Annotated in this window: 21 protein-coding genes; 14 read left to right on the top strand and 7 right to left on the bottom strand. The window is 64.5% G+C overall.

All coding sequences use genetic code 11. From position 1 onward, the window contains the following. Positions 1-116: 116 nt before the first annotated feature. Positions 117-1487 (bottom strand): short-chain fatty acyl-CoA regulator family protein, encoded by a 1371-nt coding sequence (locus RT456_RS02350; RefSeq protein WP_313341981.1) that lies wholly within the window; start codon positions 1485-1487, stop codon positions 117-119. Between the two features lie 111 nt (positions 1488-1598). On the opposite strand from RT456_RS02350, the gene RT456_RS02345 reads away from it, so the two are divergent. From RT456_RS02345 to mmsB, 5 genes are read left to right on the top strand one after another with little or no spacing between them, the layout of a single operon-like run. After that, positions 1599-3104, top strand: a complete 1506-nt coding sequence (locus RT456_RS02345; protein ID WP_313341978.1) for a CoA-acylating methylmalonate-semialdehyde dehydrogenase — start codon at positions 1599-1601, stop codon at positions 3102-3104. A 20-nt stretch (positions 3105-3124) separates the two neighbouring features. After that, positions 3125-4291, top strand: a complete 1167-nt coding sequence (locus RT456_RS02340; protein ID WP_313341976.1) for an acyl-CoA dehydrogenase family protein — start codon at positions 3125-3127, stop codon at positions 4289-4291. Then, complete coding sequence (locus tag RT456_RS02335; RefSeq protein WP_313341974.1) at positions 4288-5085, top strand: enoyl-CoA hydratase; 798 nt, start codon at positions 4288-4290, stop codon at positions 5083-5085. Before RT456_RS02340 ends, RT456_RS02335 begins: the two co-directional genes overlap by 4 nt. Beyond that, complete coding sequence (locus RT456_RS02330) at positions 5082-6257, top strand: enoyl-CoA hydratase/isomerase family protein (RefSeq protein ID WP_313341972.1); 1176 nt, start codon at positions 5082-5084, stop codon at positions 6255-6257. The genes RT456_RS02335 and RT456_RS02330 overlap by 4 nt, the downstream gene beginning before the upstream one ends. After that, positions 6254-7144 carry a 3-hydroxyisobutyrate dehydrogenase gene (gene mmsB, locus RT456_RS02325; RefSeq protein WP_313341969.1) on the top strand — a complete coding sequence of 297 codons (891 nt, stop codon included), beginning with the start codon at positions 6254-6256 and terminating at the stop codon, positions 7142-7144. The genes RT456_RS02330 and mmsB overlap by 4 nt, the downstream gene beginning before the upstream one ends. Positions 7145-7254: 110 nt before the next feature. On the opposite strand, the gene RT456_RS02320 is transcribed toward mmsB, so the two are convergent. Then, entirely contained in the window at positions 7255-7680 is a 426-nt protein-coding gene (locus RT456_RS02320; protein WP_313341966.1) for an organic hydroperoxide resistance protein, read from the bottom strand. Between the two features lie 110 nt (positions 7681-7790). Between RT456_RS02320 and RT456_RS02315 the strand changes: the two genes are divergently transcribed. Together RT456_RS02315 and RT456_RS02310 are read left to right on the top strand one after the other, a co-directional pair. Then, positions 7791-8618, top strand: coding sequence for an AraC family transcriptional regulator (locus RT456_RS02315; RefSeq protein ID WP_313341963.1), 828 nt, complete (start codon positions 7791-7793; stop codon positions 8616-8618). Positions 8619-8769: 151 nt separating this feature from the next. Next, the gene (locus tag RT456_RS02310) at positions 8770-9309 is read left to right on the top strand and encodes a hypothetical protein (RefSeq protein ID WP_313341960.1); all 540 of its coding nucleotides are present in this window, start codon (positions 8770-8772) and stop codon (positions 9307-9309) included. Here RT456_RS02310 and RT456_RS02305 read toward each other — a convergent pair. Further along, entirely contained in the window at positions 9281-10237 is a 957-nt protein-coding gene (locus tag RT456_RS02305; RefSeq protein ID WP_313341957.1) for a cation transporter, read from the bottom strand. The genes RT456_RS02310 and RT456_RS02305 overlap by 29 nt on opposite strands. Positions 10238-10468: 231 nt before the next feature. Here RT456_RS02305 and RT456_RS02300 point away from each other — a divergent pair, with 231 nt between their 5' ends. From RT456_RS02300 to RT456_RS02285, 4 genes are all read left to right on the top strand, one after another. Further along, positions 10469-11179, top strand: a complete 711-nt coding sequence (locus RT456_RS02300; RefSeq protein WP_313341954.1) for a lysozyme inhibitor LprI family protein — start codon at positions 10469-10471, stop codon at positions 11177-11179. Positions 11180-11205: 26 nt separating this feature from the next. Next, on the top strand, positions 11206-13623 hold the full coding sequence (locus tag RT456_RS02295; RefSeq protein WP_313341951.1) for a peptidoglycan-binding domain-containing protein: 2418 nt from the start codon (positions 11206-11208) through the stop codon (positions 13621-13623). Between the two features lie 445 nt (positions 13624-14068). Next, positions 14069-15421 (top strand): PIN-like domain-containing protein, encoded by a 1353-nt coding sequence (locus RT456_RS02290; protein ID WP_313341949.1) that lies wholly within the window; start codon positions 14069-14071, stop codon positions 15419-15421. Positions 15422-15545: 124 nt separating this feature from the next. Continuing rightward, positions 15546-16514 (top strand): IS5 family transposase, encoded by a 969-nt coding sequence (locus RT456_RS02285; RefSeq protein ID WP_313341946.1) that lies wholly within the window; start codon positions 15546-15548, stop codon positions 16512-16514. 125 nt (positions 16515-16639) lie between these two features. Here the strand turns inward: RT456_RS02285 and RT456_RS02280 are convergent, their stop codons facing one another. Continuing rightward, a complete protein-coding gene (locus RT456_RS02280) occupies positions 16640-17632 on the bottom strand; it encodes a RelA/SpoT domain-containing protein (protein ID WP_313341943.1) in 993 nt (330 codons plus the stop codon). Positions 17633-18390: 758 nt separating this feature from the next. On the opposite strand from RT456_RS02280, the gene RT456_RS02275 reads away from it, so the two are divergent. Next, a complete protein-coding gene (locus RT456_RS02275; RefSeq protein WP_313341941.1) occupies positions 18391-18714 on the top strand; it encodes a hypothetical protein in 324 nt (107 codons plus the stop codon). Between the two features lie 39 nt (positions 18715-18753). Here the strand turns inward: RT456_RS02275 and RT456_RS02270 are convergent, their stop codons facing one another. From RT456_RS02270 to RT456_RS02260, 3 genes are all read right to left on the bottom strand, one after another. After that, positions 18754-19428, bottom strand: a complete 675-nt coding sequence (locus tag RT456_RS02270; protein ID WP_313341938.1) for a hypothetical protein — start codon at positions 19426-19428, stop codon at positions 18754-18756. 136 nt (positions 19429-19564) lie between these two features. Further along, complete coding sequence (locus RT456_RS02265; protein ID WP_313341936.1) at positions 19565-20221, bottom strand: tyrosine-type recombinase/integrase; 657 nt, start codon at positions 20219-20221, stop codon at positions 19565-19567. Positions 20222-20259: 38 nt separating this feature from the next. Continuing rightward, on the bottom strand, positions 20260-20505 hold the full coding sequence (locus RT456_RS02260) for a hypothetical protein (RefSeq protein WP_313341934.1): 246 nt from the start codon (positions 20503-20505) through the stop codon (positions 20260-20262). A 124-nt stretch (positions 20506-20629) separates the two neighbouring features. Between RT456_RS02260 and dusA the strand changes: the two genes are divergently transcribed. Continuing rightward, complete coding sequence (gene dusA, locus RT456_RS02255; protein WP_313341931.1) at positions 20630-21625, top strand: tRNA dihydrouridine(20/20a) synthase DusA; 996 nt, start codon at positions 20630-20632, stop codon at positions 21623-21625. A gap of 335 nt (positions 21626-21960) precedes the next feature. After that, entirely contained in the window at positions 21961-22209 is a 249-nt protein-coding gene (locus RT456_RS02250; protein ID WP_313342439.1) for a hypothetical protein, read from the top strand. The last annotated feature ends 99 nt before the right edge of the window (positions 22210-22308 follow it).

Genomic DNA, 22308 nt, shown 5'->3' with positions numbered 1-22308 from the left:
GAGCCGGCCAGCGGCCGGCACTACCGGGCAATCGATTATTGCCTGGAGCCGGCCAGCGGCCGGCACTACCGGGCAATCGATTATTGCCTGGAGCCGGCCAGCGGCCGGCACTACCGTCAGGCGCGCCCGGGCAGCTGCGCGAACGCGCGCTGCATGCAGTCCTCGCGCGGGCAGACCCGGCAGCCGGGGCCGATCGACACCGAGTTGCCCGGGCTCTGGATGTCCAGCCCGCGCGAATAGCTCAGCCGCTCGGCATGCTGCAGGTCGCAGCCCAGTGCCACCGCGAAGGTCTTGCGCGGCTGGCCATGCCCGACCGGGCCGCTGCTGACCTGGCGCGCCAGCCAGAAGTGGCGGCGCCCGTCGGGCATGCGCGCGGTCTGGGTCAACACCCGGCCGGGCTGGTTGAAGGCCTCGTACACGATCCACAGCGGGCACGAGCCGCCCACCTGCGAGAAGTGGAAGTCGGTGGCCGAATGCCGCTTGGACACATTGCCGGCGCGGTCCACCCGGATGAAGAAGAACGGCAGCCCTGGCGCACTGCGCCGAGCCAGCGTGCTGAGCCGGTGGCAGACCGCCTCGAAACCCACCCCGAAGCGGTGCGCCAGCGCGTCGATGTCGTAGGCGCTGTGCTCGGCCGCGCGCAGGAACTGCGCATACGGCATCACCAGCGCCCCGGCGAAGTAGTTGGACATGCCGATCCGCGCCTGCGCGATCTGCTCGGGCTGGTGGAAGCCGGCCCGCGCGATCACCGCGTCGATCTGTTCGGCATAGCCCAGCAGCGCCAGCTCGGCGGCCATCTGGAAGGCCTGCTGGCCCGGTTCCAGGTAGTCGGGCAGCCACAGCGTGCGGCTGCCGCCGTCGTACACGCGCTTCTCGCGCCCGGCCTGCAGCGGCGCCACTTCCACCAGCACGCCGTGGCGGTCGGCCAGCAGCTGGCGCAGGCGAGGCGCCACGTGCCCGGCCACCAGCCCCCATTCGCCGAACAGCTGCTCGGCCAGGTCGTCCAGCTCTGGAATGTGGTTGTGCATGCGGTTGAAGAAGTCGCGCACCTGGTCGCCGGCCGGCAGCGCCTGCCCGGCCTGCGGGTCGCCCAGCTGGAACTCCAGCGCGGCGGCGTGTTCGCGCAGCAGCAGGTGGCGGCGGTGCAGGTCGAGCAGGGCGCGGCTGATCTGCGGCAGGTTGCCCGCCATCGCCCGCAGCTCGGTGCTGCTCACGTCGTCCAGGCCCAGGTCGCGCAGGGTCTCGCCCAGCGCCTCCTGCAGCGCGCCGGGCTCATCGACATCGAACAGGTCGGTAACGTCGCCCAACACCTCGCGCAGCTTCTGCTGCACCGCCGGGGTCAGGGGGCGCTTGTTGCGCTCGATCTGGTTCAGGTAACTCGCCGACAGCCCCAGCGCCCGGGCGAGGTCCGCCTGGCTGTAGCCGCGTTGTTCGCGCAGCTTCAGCAGGCGCAGGCCGATCTGGCGTTGATGCAGCTGGCTATTCACAGAATTAACAGAAATCGTTGCGGGCGTTGGCCAGATTAAGCGTATGCAGGCCGGAAATCGAGCGTTTGGCTGTGAATAATGCCAATAACTTATCGACCCGCCGGGATTGTCATGACTGTTGCAGCGCCCCGTATCCGCATGTTGATCGACGGCCAGTTCGTCGAATCGGCCAGCTCGCACTGGCAGAACGTGGTCAATCCGGCCACCCAGGACGTCCTGGCCCAGGTGCCGTTCGCCACCGTCGGCGAAGTCGATGCCGCCGTCGCCTCGGCCAAGGAAGCCTTCAAGACCTGGCGGAAGACGCCCATCGGCACCCGCGCGCGCATCTTCCTGAAGTACCAGCAGCTGATCCGCGAACACATGGGCGAGCTGGCCCACATCCTCAGCGCCGAGCAGGGCAAGACCGTGCCCGATGCCGAAGGCGACGTGTTCCGCGGCCTGGAAGTGGTCGAACACGCGGCGGCGATCGGCAATCTGCAGCTGGGCGAGCTGGCCAACAACGTGGCCAACGGCGTGGACACCTACACCTTGCTGCAGCCGCTGGGCGTGTGCGCCGGCATCACCCCGTTCAACTTCCCGGCGATGATCCCGCTGTGGATGTTCCCGATGGCCATCGCCACCGGCAACACCTTCATCCTCAAGCCGTCCGAACAGGACCCGATGGTCACCATGCGCTTGGTCGAACTGGCGCTGGAAGCAGGCATTCCCAAGGGCGTGCTCAACGTCGTGCACGGCGGCGAAGAAGTGGTCAACGCGATCTGCGACCACCCGGACATCAAGGCCGTGTCGTTCGTCGGTTCCACCCGTGTCGGCACGCATGTGTACAACCGCGCCTCGCTGGCAGGCAAGCGCGTGCAGTGCATGATGGGCGCCAAGAACCACGCCGTGGTGCTGCCGGACGCCAACAAGGAACAGAGCCTCAACGCCATGGTGGGTGCCGCCTTCGGCGCGGCCGGGCAGCGCTGCATGGCCGCCTCCACCCTGGTGCTGGTGGGCGAGGCGCGCGAGTGGGTGCCGGACCTGGTGGCCAAGGCCAAAACGCTGAAGGTCAGCGCCGGCAGCGTGACCGGCACCGACGTCGGCCCGGTGATTTCCTGCGCCGCCCGCGAGCGCGTCGAAAGCCTGATCGCCTCGGGCGTGGAGCAGGGCGCCAAGCTGGTGCTCGACGGTCGCAACCCGCAGGTGGATGGCTTCGAAAAGGGCAACTTCGTTGGCCCGACCATCTTCGACGGCGTCACCCCGGGCATGCGCATCTACGACGAAGAAATCTTCGGGCCGGTGCTGGTCATCCTGGAAGCGGAGACGCTGGATGACGCCATCGATCTGATCAACAGCAACCCCAACGGCAACGGCACGGCGCTGTTCACCCAGTCCGGTGCGGCGGCTCGCCGTTTCCAGGAAGAGATCGACGTCGGCCAGGTCGGCATCAACGTGCCGATTCCGGTGCCGGTGCCGCTGTTCTCGTTCACCGGTTCGCGCGCCTCCAAGCTCGGCGACCTGGGTCCGTACGGCAAGCAGGTGGTGATGTTCTACACCCAGACCAAGACCATCACCGCGCGCTGGTTCGACGACGAAACGCTGGGTCATGGCGTCAACACCACGATCAGCCTGAAGTAAGTGACTGCAGGGAATTTTTTATGAGCAACTCGATGACGACGGAACTCGAAGAAGCGCAGCAGGCCTATAGAGAGGCGGCGCGCGACTTCGCCCAGGCCGAACTGGCGCCGCACGCCGCGCGATGGGATGCGGAGGGCATCTTTCCGCGCGAGGCGATCGCCAAGGCAGGGGAACTCGGGTTCTGTGGCCTGTACATGGACCCCGACGTCGGTGGCAGCGGCCTGAGCCGTCTGGACGCCGCCGTCGTCATCGAGGAGCTCGCCAATGTGGATCCGTCCACCGCGGCCTACATCAGCATCCACAACATGGCCTCGTGGATGGTCTCCACCTGGGGCCAGGACGCGTTGCGGGCCGCGTGGGGCAGCGATCTGTCGTCGGGCAGCAAGCTGGCCTCGTACTGCCTGACCGAGCCGGGTGCAGGCTCCGACGCCGCCTCGCTGAAGACCAGCGCGGTGCGCGACGGCGACCATTACGTCCTGAACGGGTCCAAGGCCTTCATCTCCGGCGCCGGTGCCACCGAGCTGCTGGTGGTGATGGCGCGTACCGGCGGCCCCGGTGCCGGCGGCATCAGCGCGCTGGCCGTGCCGGCGGACCTGGCCGGCATCAGCTACGGCCGCAAGGAAGAGAAGATGGGCTGGAACAGCCAGCCCACCCGCGGCATCACCTTCGAAAACGTCCGTGTGCCGGTGGCCAACCTGCTGGGCGACGAAGGTGGTGGTTTCAAGCTGGCCATGAAGGGCCTGGATGGCGGCCGCATCAACATCGCCGCCTGCTCGCTGGGTGCAGCGCAGGGCGCACTGGATGCAGCACGCCGCTACATGGGCGAGCGCCGCCAGTTCGGCAAGGCGCTGTCGGAATTCCAGGCGCTGCAGTTCAAGCTGGCCGACATGGTCACCCAGCTGGTAGCCGCGCGGCAGATGGTGCATACCGCCGCGCGCAAGCTCGATGCCGGTGCCAGCGACGCCAACGTGTGGTGCGCGATGGCCAAGCGCTTCGCCACCGACGCGGGCTTCCAGGTCTGCAACGAAGCACTGCAGATCCATGGCGGCTACGGCTACATCCGCGAATACCCGATCGAACGCCTGCTGCGCGACAGCCGCGTTCACCAGATCCTGGAGGGCACCAACGAGATCATGCGTGTGATCGTCGCCCGCCACCTGCTCAACACCGATGAGGAACTGCGATGATGGATTGGCGCAAGCACGAACATGTGGGCCTGAAGGTCGAGGCCGATGGCCATGTCGCGGTGGTGACGCTGGACAACCCGCCCGCGCACACCTGGACCGTGCACAGTCTGTCCGCCCTGCGCGATCTGGTGGGGGCACTCAACGCTGACCGCGACATCTACGCGCTGGTGATCACCGGCGGCGGCGAGAAGTTCTTCTCGGCCGGTGCCGATCTGAAGCAGTTCGCGTCCGGCGACAAGGCCGCCGCCCGCGAAGCCGCGCGCCGCTTCGGTGAAGCCTTCGAAGCGCTGTCCGGCTTCCGTGGCGTGTCCATCGCCGCGATCAACGGCTACGCCATGGGCGGCGGGCTGGAATGCGCCCTCGCCTGCGACCTGCGCATCATCGAAGAACATGCCCAGGTGGCACTGCCGGAGGCCACCGTTGGCCTGCTGCCGTGCGCCGGTGGCACCCAGAACCTGCCGCGTCTGGTCGGCGAAGGCTGGGCCAAGCGGATGATCCTGCTCGGCGAGCGCATCGACGCCGACACCGCCGTGCGCATCGGCCTGGCCGAGGAGAAGGTCGGCAAGGGAGAGGCCAAGGCGCTGGCGCTGGAGTGGGCACACAAGGCCGGCAAGCAGAGCCCGACCAGCATCGCCGCCTGCAAGACGCTGGTGCAGGCCACCCGCACCGGCACCCACGCGGCCGCACTGGTCAGCGAGCGCGAAGCCTTCGTCGACCTGTTCGACAGCGCCGACCAGGCCGAAGGCGTGAACGCCTTCCTGGAAAAGCGCGCCGCACAGTGGAAGAACGCATGAGCACGCCGCTCGCCAGCGACGACGCCCCGGTACTGTTCGAGGAGCGGGCGGCCGCCAACGGCATGCGCATCGGCATTGCCACGCTCAACGCGCCGCGCACCCTCAACGGCTTCTCGCTGCCCATGGCGCACCTGCTGCGTGAGCGGCTGGACGCGTGGGCGAGCGATGACGGCATCGCGCTGGTGGTGCTGCAGGGCGCAGGCGAAAAGGCGTTCTGCGCCGGCGGCGACCTGCACAGCCTGTACCAGAGCATGCGCGCGTACCGCGACGCCGGCCGCAGCGACATCCGCGACAACGCCTATGCGGCCGAGTTCTTCGACGTGGAATACCGCGTCGACTACGCCATCCATACCTATCCCAAGCCGATCCTGTGCTGGGGCCACGGCATCGTCATGGGCGGCGGCATCGGCCTGATGTCCGGCGCCAGCCACCGCGTGGTCAGCGAGCGCTCGAAACTGGCCTTCCCGGAAATCACCGTGGGCCTGTTCCCCGACGTGGGCGGCAGCTGGTTGCTGCCGCGCGTGCCGGGCAAGGGCGGCCTGTTCCTGGCGCTGACCGGCGCGCCGCTCAATGCCGGTGATGCGATCTACGCGGGCCTGGCCGATATCCATATCGCCGAGGCGCAGCGCGAGGCGGTGTTCAACGCCCTGGCCGCCGTGCACTGGGGCGAGGATGCCAAGCGCAACCACGACCAGCTCGACGCGCTGCTGCAACAGCACGCCAGCGATGCCGCCACCGGCCCGCTGCTGCGCAATGCGGCCACCGTGGATGCGCTGTGCAGCGGCGACGACGTCGGCGCCATCGTCGAGGCCATTGCCGCACTGCAGACCGAGGATCCGTGGCTGACCAACGCGCAGGCCACGCTGGCCGCCGGCGCGCCCGGCTCGGCACGGCTGGCCTTCGAGCTGCAGCGCAAGGCAGAAGGTGCTTCGCTTGCCGAGGTCTATCGGCTCGAGTACATCGCGGCCCTGCACGCGGCTGCCCACGGCGATTTCGCCGAAGGCATCCGCGCGCTGCTGATCGACAAGGACCGCACCCCGCACTGGCAGCCGCGCACGCTGGCCGAAGCCACCGCGGCCTGGGCAGACACCTTCTTCGTTTCGCCCTGGTCCGACGCCGCGCATCCGCTGGCCGACCTGGGTGCCACCGTCCCTGAAAGGAGCCACGCATGAGCCGTATTGCATTCATCGGGTTGGGCAACATGGGTGGCCCGATGGCCGCCAACCTGGCCAAGGCCGGTCACGCAGTCCGCGTGTTCGACCTCGTGCCTGCCGCCGTGCAGGCCGCCGTTGACGCTGGCGCCACCGCCGCCACCTCGGCGCTGGATACGCTGACCGATGCCGAGATCGTCATCTCGATGCTGCCCGCGAGCCGCCACGTGGAAGGCGTCTACCTCGGTGACGATGGCCTGCTCGGGGATATCCCGGGGGGCGCGCTGATCATCGACTGCAGCACCATTGCCCCCGCCACCGCACGCAAGGTCGCCGAAGCGGCGGCTGCGCGTGGGCTGCAGATGCTGGACGCGCCCGTCTCCGGCGGCACGGCGGGCGCACAGGCCGGCACGCTGACCTTCATCGTGGGCGGTGAATCCGATGCGCTGGAGCGCGCCCGTCCGCTGCTGCAGGCCATGGGCAAGAACATCTTCCACGTGGGTGCCAGCGGTGCCGGCCAGGTGGCCAAGCTGTGCAACAACATGGCGCTGGGCGTGATCATGGCAGTGACGGGTGAATCCATCGCACTGGGCGTGGCCCACGGTCTGGATCCGAAGGTGCTGTCGCAGATGATGGCGGTGAGCACCGGGCGCAGCTGGGCCACCGAAGTGTGCAACCCGTGGCCGGGCGTGCTGGAAAACGCGCCGGCTTCGCGCGGCTACAGCGGCGGCTTCGGCAGCGACCTCATGCTCAAGGACATGGGCCTGGCCGTGGAAGCGGCGATGAGCGTGGGTGCCTCGATCCCGCTGGGCGAACTGGCGCGCAACCTGTACTCGATGAACCACCAGGCAGGTCGCGGCAAGCTGGACTTCTCCAGCGTGGTGCAGCTGGTAACGCCCGAAAAGTAACCGGAATGCGGGCCATGCCCGCAACAACCCGAATGCGTCCCGGAAACGGGATCCACCGCGGTGGGATGGGCGGATGCACGGTTCAAGGACCGGCATCCGCCCATTTTTTGTTACACGATGGTCAGCGTCACGTCGATGTTGCCGCGCGTGGCATTCGAATACGGGCACACGATGTGCGCCTTCTGCACCAGCTCTTCCACCTGCTCGCGCGGCAGGCCCGGCACGCTGATCTGCAGCTCTGCCTCGATGCCGAAGCCGGTCGGAATCTGGCCGATGCCCACCTTGCCGGTGATGCTGGTTTCAGCCGGCAGCGCAACCTTGGCCTGGCCGGCCACGAACTTCAGCGCGCCCAGGAAGCAGGCCGAGTAACCGGCAGCGAACAGCTGCTCCGGGTTGGTGCCCGGGCCGCCAGCGCCGCCCAGCTCGCGCGGGGTGGAGAGCTGCACGTCCAGCACGTTGTCCGACGAGGTGGCGTGGCCTTCGCGGCCACCGGTAGCGGTGGCGGTGGCGGTGTACAGAACCTTTTCAATCGACATGGGAATCTCCTGGCTGTGAACGGGATGGACCGGTTGGTGAGGTGTACTGTGCGCCGTCTGGGCGGACGTGTGGCAACATAACGTCCAGAAAACTTGATCTGGAGTCCGGAATGGTCGACCGCCTGCAATCCCTGTTGGGCCGCTTCGCGGTCAATGCCGAAGTCTTCCACGCCGGCGCGCTGTGCGGCATCAACGACCTGCCCGCCGACGGCGAGCGCGGCCAACTGCACCTGATCCGCGACGGCCAGGTACGCGTGGAGCACCCCGACGGCAGCGTGCTCGAGATCACCCAACCCAGTGTCCTGGTGTATCCACGTCCGCTGGCGCATCGCTTCGTCACGGACGCGGAGGAGGGGGCCGACTTCGCCTGCGCCCATCTGCAGTTCGAAGGCGGCGGCAACAACCCCGTCGCCGCCGCGCTGCCGCCGGTGATCTGCCTGCCGCTGGACACGCTGTACGGCGGCCAGCCGATCCTGTCGGTGCTGTTCGACGAAGCCTTCGCCCAGCGCTGCGGCCGCCAGGCGCTGCTCGACCGCCTGTTCGAAGTGGTGATGATCCAGATCCTGCGCGCGCTGATGGAAAGCGGCCAGCTGCGCGTGGGCCTGCTCGCCGGCATGGCGCACCCGCGCCTGCGCCACGCGCTGGTGGCCATGCACGAGGAGCCGGCACAGGAGTGGACCCTCGAATCGCTGGCACAACGCGCCGGCATGTCGCGCAGCGCCTTCGCCGACAGCTTCCGCGACACCATCGGCAGCACGCCCGGCCACTACCTGCAGGGCTGGCGTACCCGTCTGGTGCAACAGGCGCTACGCAAGGGCCAACCGCTCAAGCGCATCGCCGTGGATGTGGGATACGGCAGCGAGGCCGCGCTGTCGCGCGCGTTCAAGTCGCAGACAGGCCAGTCGCCGCGGCAGTGGAAGCAGGCATCGGCGCAGTAGCGCCGTTGCGTTGCCGCCATCGGCAGACAAGGAGCGACCGACCAATGCGAAGACCAGAATATTCCGATCGAGTTCTGGGACCCCTTCGCGGCCAGGTTCGCATTGTGATCGCTACAGTGCCGCCTCTTCATAGGTTGAGAGGGAGCTGGCAATGTTCATGCGCTTTGCGACATTCATGCTGTGGCTGGCGGGTGCAGCGCTGTCGCACCACGCTGCCGCGTCGAATGATCTGACCGGGGAGACCGCTGTCGTACATACGCTCTCGCTTCACGTGTCGGTGGGGGGCGAGGAGGTGATGGCACCGGTGTTCCAGATGACGTCGGCCGCTGCGGCGGAGCTGTTCATCGGGTCCAGCGAACAGGATGGCTACACCCTTGTGGTGGATATGTTGGCGCCTGCCGGTTCGGGAGTGTCCGATGGAGCGGGGGCGCAGTTTGTGCTCTGGCGCGGCGTGCCTGACAAGGGGGTGCGGCTGCTTGATCAGGTGATGGTGCTCGGCGAGAAGCGCAAAAGGAAGGCAGGGGAAAACGTCCTTTACTCTCCCGGTGCCGGACAGCCTGTCGTACTTACCGTGGTGTCGCACGCGATGCAGACGGTTGCTCTCACGCAGTCGAACGCCCAGGCGCCGTGTAAGGAGGCTGGGGAAGCAGCGACACCTGCCCTCAGATCGTCCACTCCCGATCCGTCGTAAACATGATCGTCAGCCACCGGTCGGTCGATTCCTCGCCCAGTGCCTCACCAATCTCGTCGCGCAGCTGGTCCCATTCGACCAGCGGGCGCGGCGCGTCATCGGCGGGCACCACGAAGAACAGTTCGATCTGCTCGCCGCGCCCCACCTTGGCCACGTAGCTGCGGTGCTCCAGGAAGCCATGCTTGGCCACGATGGCGCGCGCGACTTCGTCCACGTGCGACTGCAGGTCCACGGGCGTGATCAGCAGGATGTCCGACAACGCCCGGCGCACGGTGCCGAGCGGGGCGACCACCACGAACGCGCAGACCACCAGCAGGATGGCCGGATCGATGTACGGCACGATCCACGCCCAAGGCGTACCGCGCAGCAGCCAGCCACCGCCGAAGCCGATCAGGTAGGCGCCCGACATCGCCGTGGCCACCATCCAGTTCTTCGCATCCAGGCCGACAAAATCCGAGCCGATGCTGCGGTTGGCACGGCGGATGAACAACGTCATCGCCGCTTCGCCGATGAGCGACAGCACCGCGAACACAATGGCCGGGCCCAAGGCGATCTCGCGGCCGCCGGACATCAGCGCGTTCACGGCGTTCACCGCCGCATAGAGCGCCGCGCCGATCATCAGCGTGCCGCTCACGCCCAGCACAATGGGTTCCAGGTGCCAGAAGCCCATCGTGAAGCGCTGGTTCAAGCGTGACTGCAGCGCGTCCACGTTGGTCGACAGGCTGATCAACCGCACTACCAGCAACGACAGCCACGTCATCACCACGTCGATCAGGCCGTAGATGCCATCGAAGATGATCAGCGAGGAGTTGGCGTACAGGCCGAATGCCACGGCACCGAGCGCCACCGCGAGCGAGGCGGCAATCGACAGACGCAGCACGCCTTGTTCGGTGGCGGGGTCGAACAGGGCGGGCCTTACGCTGCGCATGGGGGTGTGGAGCAGGAAGAGGTAAGCCCCATTGTGCCTGCGCAGCGCTGCCTGCGGCGTGACAAGTAGTTGATCTCACGGAGAAAGACACTTGTATATACGCCCTGAACCCGCAACTTCCTCGTGTAATGCGTGCTGGACGTCAATGGTTTGACGCAGGTATCGTGCACGCGTGGTGCGTCGCCAGGGGAAGGGCGGGCGCACCGATGCGGCCACCGCATCGCCGGCGTCATGATCGCCGCGCAGAATGGATACCCGACATCTGAGGTGTGCCGCTCATGGCCGGCCACCCGCAAGGAGAAGCGAACGATGCATGTAGTGAACCCAATTTCCGGCCTCCGTCGCGGCCTGTACCGCAACGGGCGTTGGAGCATTCTGGCCCTGAGTCTCGCCCTGGCCGCCTGCCAGGCGCCCAGCTCCGAGGCCGTCACGCTCGGCGGTCCCGTGGCAGCCAGCAGCCCGGATGCGCAGGCGTCGGCCCCCGCCGCTGCAGTGCAGCCGGCTGCGACGGCCGCCGAGGCACCGTCAGCCCAGACGGGCAAGCACGAACTGTCTGCTGCGGACCTTGCCATGGAGGCAGAGGACATGGGGCCGCGCACCCCGGACGAGTCCTACCGCAAGGCCAACCTTCGCCCGAAGTACATCGCGTGCGTGAAGGCCAGCAATGCGGTGACCCGGGCGCTGCAGGCGTGTGGTGACGAGGAGTTCGCCTGGCAGGACCGCCGCCTCGTCGCCGCAGTCAGCAAGATCGCCGACGGTCCCGATGGCAAAGTCAAGGACGATCTGATGGACGAGCAGGCGGCGTACATGAGTGACACCAACCGCTACTGCAGCGCGAACCCGGACGAAGACGGCCAGGGCCAGATGCTGGACGCGCAGTCGTGCCGGATCAACCGTACCGCCAATCGCGCTGACCAGCTCGAAGCGCTCATCTCGAAGTAATCCCCCCCCGCAACGGAGTGTAGGCAATGGATGTTGTTACCCAGGCAAAGCAGGCGATGGACAACTGGCACCGTGGCCAGACGTCGGCCCACTATGAAACCGGCGGTCGCGGCCCGGGCCATGTGTCCACCGGGCAGGGCGATCACGGCGGCGTGTCGTACGGCAGCTACCAGTACGCCACCAACGTGGGCGGTGCCGCCGAGTACGTGCGTGCGTCGCGCTACGCCAGTGAGTTCACCGGCCTGCAGCCCGGCACCGCGGCATTTACCGAGCGCTGGAAGGAAGTGGCCGCGGCCCATCCGACCGCCTTTGCCCAGGACCAGCACGACTTCATCCAGCACAAGTACTACGACGTCCAGATGGACCGTCTGAAGGCGGTCGGCGTGGACCTGTCCGACCGCGGTCCCGCCGTGCAGGACGCACTGTGGAGCACCTCGGTGCAGTACCGCGGCATGACCCGCTCGGTGTTCCACAACGGTCTCAAGGCGGCCTATGGCGAGAACTTCAATCTTGCCGACCTGACCGACGAACAGATCGTGCGCGCGGCGCAGGATTACAAGCACGACAACGTGCAGCGGCATTTTGAAAGCTCCCCGGCCCTGTGGGATTCCCTGCGCGATCGCGCCACCAACGAGAAGACCTCGCTGGTTGGGCTGGCCCGCTACGACCAGGTCAACCGCAACCCCGAGGCCTATCAGGGCAAGGATTACCAGCAGGCCTTCGGCGAGCCCGAACCCCGCCAGCAGGGACGGCGGCAGAGCAGCGCCGCGCCGATGGCCGACGGCATGCTGACGCCGGGCGAGCGCGGCACCGAAGTGGAGGCGCTGCAGAACAAGCTGATCCAGGCCGGCTATACCGGCAAGGACGGCCAGCCGCTGACGGCCGACAAGCACTACGGCCCCAATACCGAGCATGCGGTGCGCGAGTTCCAGCAGGCCAATGGCCTGACGGTGGATGGCAAGGCGGGTGCAAACACGTTGGGCGCGCTGGCGGCCGTGGCGAGCCAGCAAGGGCCGCAGGCGGCAGCGGCTGCCGCACCGGTCGTGCCCACCGCACCGACCCAGGCAGCGCCGACGCAGGCGCCAGCGACGCAGGCTGCCCCGACCGCGCCCACGCGCGACGCGGCCACCCCTGCCACCGCCACTGCCACCGACCTGACCAGTGGCGAGCGGATCCGGGTCGTCGAGCCCTTCGGCAATGGCACGTCAAACCGCACCATCGCGCACGGCACCAGTGGTGAGGACGCCTTCCGCGAGATGAAGATCCACCACCCCAATGCCAACCGCGAAGCGGTGCGTACCGGCAATGCAGCATTGGCCGACCGTCATTCGGAGATGGTGGAAGGGGAACTGGAGACGGTCCGCAATCGCGACGACCGCAATGGCATTCCGCTGGTGCACAAGGATCTGATCCTGACCAACCCGCGCGGTGATCGCGAGATCATGATCCCCGCCCCGGTCGCGGGCTACGCGGAAGTCAGGTCGGATGCCTGGAACTCGATCGGCATCTACAGCAAGCCCGCCGGCCACCCCGACCGCGAACTGGTCGGCCAGGTGCTGCACGGCGCACGCGGCACCACCCCGTACAAGACCGGCGACTACGTGGAATACGGTGCGCCGCTGATCCGCCAGTCCGACGCCGGCACCCCCGGCGCGGTGCATGCGCATATCGAGCTGGAGCCGGAGCAGTACCGCAAGTACCTGGGCGACATGCTCAATGATCGCCTCACGCTGACCCATCAGGCACCCAGCCGGACCCAGTCCGGACCGCCTGCGCAGGCGGCGATGGCCGACGGCGTGATGGTGCACGGCGAGCGTGGCGACGCGGTCAAGGCGATGCAGACCAAGCTCGCGGGGCTGGGTTACCAGGGCGCCGACGGCAAGCCGCTGTCCACCACCGGCTACTTCGGCGACGACACCCGCGCGGCAGTGACGAAGTTCCAGGAAGAGCACGGCCTGAAGAACGACGGCAAGGCTGGGGAGAAGACCCTCGGCCAGCTGGAGGCGAGCGTGGCAGCCACGCGAAATGCACCGGCCCACGCAGAGCCCAGCATGCGTGACGCCTCGCATGTGGACAACGCCCGCTTCGAGCAGGCGCAGGGCAAGCTGCAGGCGATGGAACAGCAGCGCACGCAGAGCGGCATGAAGCCGTTGTTTGCCGACGCCGAGCAGCTCGATCGCGCCGCCGGCCAGCTGGTGGTGGCCACCAAGGCCTCCGGCATGCAGCAGATCGATACGGTCGTTGCCCGCCTCGACGGCTCGGGTGTGTTCGCAGTGCAGGGCAACGTGGGCGACCCGGCGGCACGCCGTGCGTGCGTCGAGCACAGCCAGGCGATCTCGCAGACGGTGGAAAGCAGCACCCGCCAAGCAGACGACCTCAACACCCAGTCGCAGAACCAGAGCCAGCACCAGGAACGCGAGCAGACCCGCGCACGCGGGATGTAAGTGATGGAGTGCCGGTGGCGGTGCACAGGGTGCACGCCACCGGAGGGTTTGGGCGACCGCTCTACGTGTCCTGGACCGGATTGACGTGGATTTCGCGCGATGGCGCGCGCGTGCCGTCCAGGATCTCGTCTGCCTCGACCACGCTTGCCAAGAGCTCAGCAAAGAATGTGCTTTCCATCATCGGCCAGCAGGTCAGCGTTGACGTAGATCTGCGCAATGAGAAGATCACGGTCAAGGCAGCGGACGTGGTGCGGAAAACTGCGGGCCGCTGTCGACTGCCATGCTCGCGATAGCAATCTGGGGGACATGGACGACCTTGGCACGCTCAAGTTTTTTCGAGTTCGGATCCGTCATTAAGTTGGCTCCCTTCTTGGCGGCCGGGATGGCTGCATATTCAGGAACACTATGGGCGGCGGTACACGGGTAAAGAAAGGGAGAGCACGAAATGGCAAATCTTAGAAAACTTTTTCCGGGACATTACGAGCCTGTAGACGGCGACCTTAAGCTGCTATGGGAGAGAGGCGTGTTCGTAGTGGATGCGAACCTTCTGCTTCAGCTATATGCGCTCCCCGATAAGACACGGTCCGAGACACTCTCCGTATTGAAACAGCTGAAGGATCGGTTGTGGATGCCCTATCAAGTTGCCCTGGAATTCCAAAGAAATCGCACAAAATCGATCGGTCAGGCGCGTGATCGAACCGCAAAAGTGATCGAGCCGCTGGAAGGTGCCCTCCTGCAGTTTGAGAGTCTGGTCACAGCCGTTCAGCTCGACAAGCGTGGGCTCGAAGCTGCTTCCAAGAACATGGCAGAACTCGCCTCTCTAGGCAGGTCAATCATCGCCGATGCGCAGGGAGCACTCAGTGGCCAAGTGGACATGGTTGGGGTAGATCCAGTTCGCGATGCTGTGGATGATCTGTATGGCGACAACATAGGTACACCGCCGTCGCAGCAGCAGCTGGATGACTGGTATGCAGATGCCCAGAAGCGTTACAAAGACAGGATGGGCCCCGGATTTGAAGACGCGGATAAGAAAAATCCAACTTTTAGGCATGCGGGTACCGTCTATAACAGGTTGTACGGCGACTACGTCATTTGGCGCCAAGTCATCGAGTATTTGGCCGAAAAAGACGAAGTCAAGGATTTGATTATTCTGACGCAAGACCGAAAGCCAGATTGGTGGCAAAAGAATAACCAACGACTCATCGGGCCACATCCTGAGCTGTGTGCGGAGATGCTATCGCACGCGAAGCTCGAGAGATTCTGGATGTATGACCTCGAAGAGTTTCTGCAAGCAGCGCCGAAGCACCTATCGGTTACAGTTTCTGAAACGACCTTGATTGATGTCGCTGACGCCAACGCAGAAGTCAAGCCCGTGCGGTCGGTTTGGTCCCCTCGGCCTACGAAATACACGCCGCGTGATCTAGGAAAGGTGCTGGACCTGCTAGGTTCCAGCAGCGCTGAGAATGACGAAAGCTTTGTTTCTGGATATCGAACACTGGCTAGTGGGGTCGCTGTTGGGGACATAGTCATGCTTGTAGGTACTGCGCATGACTTCACAAAGGAGCTGAGCGGGAAGCTCATCAACGCGGTTGAGTTTCTCGACCTCTTCATCGACCCGCAGGTAATTCATGTTCATCTCCTAACAAGAAACAACAATGAGACTAGGTTCCAGACTCTGGCTGTCCGGAAAATCGATAGCTTCCTCAGAGGCGCGATGCCGAAAATAGCTTTCAACGTTCAGATTGTCAGAATGAGCCGGGATATGAAGCATCTGAAGTTCGGGGGCGGTTTTGAGTAGTCAATGTCATCTGCCCCGTTCCAGCTCTAAGGATGGTCTGAACAATTCTGCGCGAAATATGATGGTAGTGCCGGCCGCTGGCCGGCAAGCTTGAGGTCCATCAGATCACGTTGAAGGATCCTCCATGCAGCTGACATTCGGAGATGCCGAAGGCCTGGGCCAGCGCAGGAAGACGCGCCGCGAGCTGTTCCTCAACGAGATGGATCAGGTGGTTCCTTGGAAGCGACTGCTGGCGTTGATCGAGCCGCACTACCCGATTGCAGACCGGCGAGGCCGTCAGCCGTATCCGTTGGCAACCATGCTGCGCATCCATTTCCTGCAGCAGTGGTACGCGTTGAGCGATCCGTCGATGGAAGAAGCGCTGTATGACACGGCGGTGATGCGCCGATTTGCCGGCATCAACAGCCTGGACCGCATTCCTGACGAGACCACGATCCTCAATTTCCGCCGGTTGCTGGAGACCCATGGACTGGGCGCGAAGATGCTGGAGGCGGTCAATGCCCACCTGCAGCATCAGGGTCTGAGCCTGCGTGCGGGCACGATCGTGGATGCCACGATCATTCATGCGCCCAGCTCGACCAAGAATGCCGACAAGGCGCGTGATCCGGAAATGCACCAGACCAAGAAGGGCAACCAGTGGTACTTCGGCATGAAGGCGCACATCGGCGTGGATGAGTTTTCCGGCCTTGTACACCACGTGAAATGCACGGCTGCCAATGTAGGCGATGTCACAGTCACGCACGAACTTCTGCACGGCAGGGAGGACTGCGTGCTGGGCGACAGCGGCTATACCGGTGCGGACTCGCGACCAGAGTTACAGGACTCCAAGGCCGCCTTCTTGATTGCGAAGAAGCGGGGCAAGGTAAAGGCGATCAAGAACGCACGGGATCGCCGGCAGCACGAGCGATGGGAGAGTTGTAAAGCCAGCATGCGCGCGAAGGTGGAGCACCCCTTCCGGGTCGTCAAACGCCAGTTTGGCTACACCAAGGTGCGCTACCGTGGCCTGGCCAAGAACAGCGCGCAGGTGCTGACGCTGTTTGCATTGTCCAACCTGTGGATGACCCGCCGGCAGTTCGTGCCGACCCAGGGATAGATCCGCCTGGAGGTGCCCAACGGCACCTTCAAAACCTCATTTTCACCAAAATCTTCCGCTCAGGCAAGGCGCGGACACGCTCGGCTTACGAATTCAGCGCTGCGGACGATCTGCTCAGACCATCCCTAGGCAGATCGGCGGAACGAACTACATAAGGCAGATACGCGCTTAACAAACACGCTGGCGTCCAAAAAGTAATTTGGATACGTTTTTTTTAGCTGCTCAATACTTCCTCCGGCAACCAGCACCGCGTCGATTGGTTCGCCGCGAGCTGTCCGCTCCTCGGCCTTTTCGTAAGCATCTGTCGCTTGATCAAGCTCCCGCTCGGGAAAGGATTGGATAGATAGGTCAAAATGCTCCGTATTGAGCACGACGAGGTGATAGGCCGCGATTCCGCGTCCTCCTCGCTGAATCTTATCTGCTGCGATGCTGAAGCCCCGCAGCCTCCGTATCACATTGAGCTCGGCCTCAACATGCGACAGCTGGGCGAGTATGTCGATGAGAGGCATCCCTCTGTACGCAGCGGGTAGCGGCTGAGCTTCAGTGAACGCAAACGCGGCGCTAGTAAGTTGGAAGAATTCCTTCCACATCGGCGTCGGCTTTCCAGCCTTGATGGCTGAGTTTGCGAAGGTGTCGACAGTCTCAACAGCCGTCGCCCAAGCGTGTTGGACCTTGGTCCTCAGTTGCAGCTCGACGTGCAAACCTTCATACGCCGGTGCCCGTGGATTCTGGTAGCGATACACCAGGTGAATGCTTCTGTAGCCATCCGCCTTCGGCTCCTGCACATAGTCGTGCACGGTCCGCAGTTCATGGGGAAACCGTTCCGCCTCAAGGTATGACCTGCTGATCGCCCTGAGCATCGATGTTGAAGGAACGACAGCTCGGAGTCCAGCAATGTCCTGCATTCTCGCTAGCGACATCTGGTCGAAGCGTTGGAGCTTCTGAATGATAGAGGGAAGACGCTTCAGGCGCTGACCCACAGGGGCTGATTTGGCGTCCATTCCCAGGCTCTTGAGCTTGTGGCGAAGGGTGGCCTGGAACGTGTTGAGCGGGTACGCATGCGCGGCTCGCCAGTTTGAAATCACAGGGATCGCGGCCACCACCTTATCGATGTTCATTGGTGACTGCCTCAGGGCGTCACCAGCTCGCTCGACCTGCTTCCGACTGTGCTCAGGCTTAACAAACCCCATTTGCGTCCTTCCTTGATGGCTACTGGCATCTTAACCCGGCGCGCGCACTCATCTCCCCGCCACGCCTGCGCACTTCTTGGGGTGCCTTTTCCGCACTCTCTGCAGCACGGCCCAGCCCCCGCCCTGTATGGGTCTTTGCCAGCCTTCAGGGGCCGACCGGCCCTGCGGTTCCCTGCGCGAGAGGGGGGCGGACCTTCCCTTGCCTGAGCCGGCGCCCCAAAAAAAACGGATGGCCACGGGAAAAAGGCAATCAGGCAATCGATACGCCGGATGCGTGCGGCAAGTGATTGATTGTAATGGATATGTGGCGATTGCTTTTGGGGTCAATTTTGAGCAATTTCGGAAAGGGGAATTTGCAATGTCATTGATTCATAAGGAAATTATTTCAGGCCCGGGTTGCCTTACCGAAAAGCAATCAGGTTGCTTGGATGTTGCCTTATTATTGCCATTGATATAGGTGCATAAGTTATTGTATTTAAAGTAATTTGTTGGACTTGGTGAGGGGCGGTTGCAAAAATTGCTCGTTCCCCGTGGTCATCGGTTCTTTTCCTTTTAAACGGGCGGGGACGCGCCGGCGTCCACTGTGGTCGCTCTCTCGCTCGCCCCGGCGCCTCCCTGCAACGCCGTCAGGACGATCACCAGCTTTGTCGCAGTCGTTGCGATGGCCAGCCGTATCCTCTCCGCCTATGACGCTGCCCGACGACTTCGAATGGACGACCCCGCATGGCGCCCTCGGCCCGGACACTTTGCTCGAGCATCGTGGCGTCGCTGTCGTCCAGATGCATCACGGCATCGATGGGGTATGGCGACCGACCTTGGGGCGCTACAAGTTCCCTGCAGACGGGCTGCGGGTGTGTACCGGCTACGATCAGGGCCGCAGCGGGGCCGATACCAGGGTGTGTCGGCACCAGGTACAACTACGTGCGGACGTGGACAAGATTGTCCAGTGGCGGGAGGCGGTGCGGGGCAACCGCTTGCTGAAGGAATCGTTGCTGCATCCGTTTCCATAGGCGCGTTTACCTAGGGAGCGCGCAAGCCGCATATGGGGGTCAGATCGAGCCGTCGAAGAGGTCTCGGACACGGTTCAATCTCATGTTGATCACGTCTGAAAGAGCCTGCCCCCGTCTGGTGACGGGAACGACCGATTCTGCAACGGGCAGCATAAGTTCCAGTGCCTCCAACTCTAAACGCCCATCCTTGACGCCTGTGGTCGTGGCAACGCACTCCATCAGCGACCCTCGTATGGTGTAGTGGATCGCCAAGAGCACGGTGAGAGCGGAACTGTGCTTTTTCCCGAAGATTGCAGACACGTTGTTTTGCAGTGATTCAATCTCGGCCGCATGGGGGGCGGTGTTTAGGAACTTGCTACGCAGCTCATACGATATGGGGGTAAGAACGATGCCGCCTGGCACGCGTTTATCAAGCTCCAACTCCATGGGTTTAGACCGGGCGTCACTAAGCGCGCGAGCCAAACCTTCAACCGAGACCATGATCTTCTCGGCAAGCTCGGCGTTGCGTTTGAACCTGATTTCCTGCTGCCACCTGTTGACCCCCCACGCTGCCGCGCAAGCGGCAATCAGCGCAGCCCATCCCTGCATCATGGTGCCGGTAGATGACCAGTCAACGGGATACCCAGCGGTGGCCTTGGCGTATCCAAGGCCTGCACCCACGAGCACGCCCAATGCACCCGCCAATAGCGTCTGGCCGTAGGGCTTCCTAAGCATGCTGTTGATCTCCCTTGGGTTCGGTTGGGCGATGGAGAGATTCGGGCCGCAGCTGCGTGTATCGCTTCAGCTCATTCCAAGAGCTATGAAGGGTGACGGCGGCGACTTCGGGGATATCGTAGCCCTGTTCAAACAGTCACGACGTGGCTTCGTGGCGAAGGTCGTGAAAGCACAGATCGACAATGCCCAGGTCACTGCAGGCGCGGGTGAATGAGGTGCCTACGGATTTCGAGTTGAAAGGGAAGATGCGGTCGTCGCCCTCGATCCGCGGCTGGCGTTGCACCAGCGCCCAAGCGTCCCCGAGCAGCGGGAAGGTACGGTGGTTACCGATCTTGCTGCGTGGGTGCTTGGCATCCCTGAGCATCGCCGTGCGGTTCTTCGTATCGAGGTCGAACCACTGCAGCCGGGTGATCTCGCTCTCGCGCTTCGCCGTCAGGATGGCGAAGGTGATGATGTCGCTCATAGGGATCACCGAGCGCCAGGCTGCGGCCGTGTAGTGTTCGTGCAGTCGCTGTAGCTCGTCCGCAGTAGGGCGCCGGTCGCGTTGCTTGGACTTTCCCACCAGCTTGAACAGCCGCAGGACGGGCCGTGCCTCTGCGACCGGGTCCGTCGCCAACTTCACGCCTTTCATTGGCCCGGCGAGCTTGAGCAGCTCCGAGACGAAGCCCAGCTCTACGTTCATGGTCGCCGGCGCGCAAGGGGGGATAATGTGCGCCTTCGCATTCATGTGGTTGCCTTGCACGCGACGGCGCGCATTCTCGATCACATCGGTGGCCGTTAGGTTCCGGGCCACGATGGTGCCTAAACCCTCACGGATGCGGTTGAGGTTGCCTACTTGGTTAGCCCCAGCGCCTTCACAGAGGCCAGTTCATTGGTCCGCCAGTGGATCAGCTGATCGATGGTCAGGTTCTCACCGGGTGTTCCACCACGCGCCTCGTAGTCAGCCTGTTCGCGCTCGATGCGCTCGGCCCAAGTCTTGGCGGCGGTCTTGGTTGGGAAAGTGCGGTATTGGTCTTTGTGGCCCTTACGGCGCACCATTGCGCGCCACCGGCCGTTGCGGTTCTGAAGCGTTGCCATCGTTGTGCCATCCCGTGTTGTGCCAATCCAACGCTGGCACAAAAATGGCACATCTGCTTGGGAAAAACCGGGCGAAACCGGGATAAATCGGGTGCATCTGTGCGTCCTCTATGCTCTTAAGTGTATGAAAACATTGAAAACTGATCAGATCCGCCTTTGCGTTGCCCCGATGATGGACTGGACGGACCGCCATTGCCGCGTGTTCCACCGGTTGCTGGCCCCGGGCGCACGGCTGTACACGGAGATGGTGCACGCCAACGCCGTGATCCACGGCGACCGCGCGCGCCTGCTGGGCTTCGACGGCAGCGAACACCCGCTCGCCCTGCAGCTGGGCGGCAGCGATCCCGCGCTCCTGGCGCAGGCCGCGCGCATCGCCCAGGACTGGGGCTACGACGAGGTCAACCTCAACTGCGGCTGCCCCTCCGACCGGGTCCAGGCGGGGCGCTTCGGTGCCTGCCTGATGCGCGAACCGGCCCTGGTGGCCGAGTGCGTGGCGGCCATGGTGGAGGCCGTGGATATCCCGGTCACGGTGAAATGCCGCTTGGGCGTGGATGAAGACAACGACTACGAAAACTTCGTGAACTTCGTCGATCAATCGGCCAACGCCGGAAGCGCGATGTTCATCGTGCACGCGCGCAATGCCTGGCTGAAGGGCCTGTCGCCGAAGGAAAACCGCGAGGTGCCGCCGCTCCGCTACGAGTGGGCACACCGCCTCAAGGCGGACCGCCCGCAGCTGCAGATCGTGCTCAACGGCGGCCTGGCCACGGTGGACGCCGCGCAGGCGCAGTTGCCCGCGCTGGACGGGGTGATGCTGGGCCGCGCGGCCTACCACGACCCCTACGTGCTGCATCAGCTCGAGGCCGCGCAGACCGGTGCGGCGTTGCAGCCGCGCGAGGCCCTGCTGCGCGCCATGCGCCCCTACATCGAGGCCCAGCTGGCCCGCGGTCTTGCGCTCAAGCACATCACCCGCCACCTGCTCGGCCTGTTCCACGGGCAACCGGGTGGCCGCGCGTTCCGCCAGGTGCTGAGCGAGGGCGCCCACCGCCCGGGTGCTGACTGGGGCCTGATCGAGCAGGCGCTCACCATCACCCGCGACCAGGCAGAGCGCGTCGCAGCGTGAGGCCCGTCACAGTCGGTGCTTGACATCGCGGCGGAAGTAGCCGTCAATGTTCACCTAGATGAACGAAGCGAGGCGTCGGTCATAAAAGTTCAGACCGGATTCACTGCGTAAAACCAAGAATTTGCAAAAGATTCGTAAAGCGCCGGCCCAGGCTGGCGGTTGCCGATTCACAACTTTTGAACGTTTTGACGCGCTCCGCTAGGATCAGACCGATGTTCTCCGTGACCCGCCACCGCCGTCTTGCCTTTGCCGCCCTGCTGGCGACAGGCGCTGTTGCTGCCGCAGGCAGTGCCAGCGCACAGGCCCCCCAGCCGGATCCGGCCCGGGCCGAAAGCATGGCGCGCAACGTCAGGGGGGCCCCCCAGGAGCGCTCGCTGTCCGACGCCGTGCGCCGGGTCCAGCGGACCACCGGTGGACACATCCTCGGCGCCGAGCGGGTCCCGTTCGACGGGCGGGACATCAACCGGGTGAAGTACATGGATGACCGGGGTCGCGTCCGCTACATGGACGACCCGGCCCCGCCGCGTTCACAGCCCCGCCCGCCGCGTTCGGATATGTCATCACTACGCGGCGATAACCCCTGAACGGGGATAGTTGTCCGCAGTCATCTGTTAGCCACTGGCCCACGGCCACACCCACAACACTAGGGAGAGTTCATGCGTATCCTTCTGGGCGAAGAGGAA

Origin of the sequence: Stenotrophomonas sp. (assembly GCF_032099025.1) — a bacterium.
In the GTDB taxonomy this organism is placed as follows: domain Bacteria; phylum Pseudomonadota; class Gammaproteobacteria; order Xanthomonadales; family Xanthomonadaceae; genus Stenotrophomonas.
This window is presented reverse-complemented; position numbering and strand designations above follow the sequence as displayed.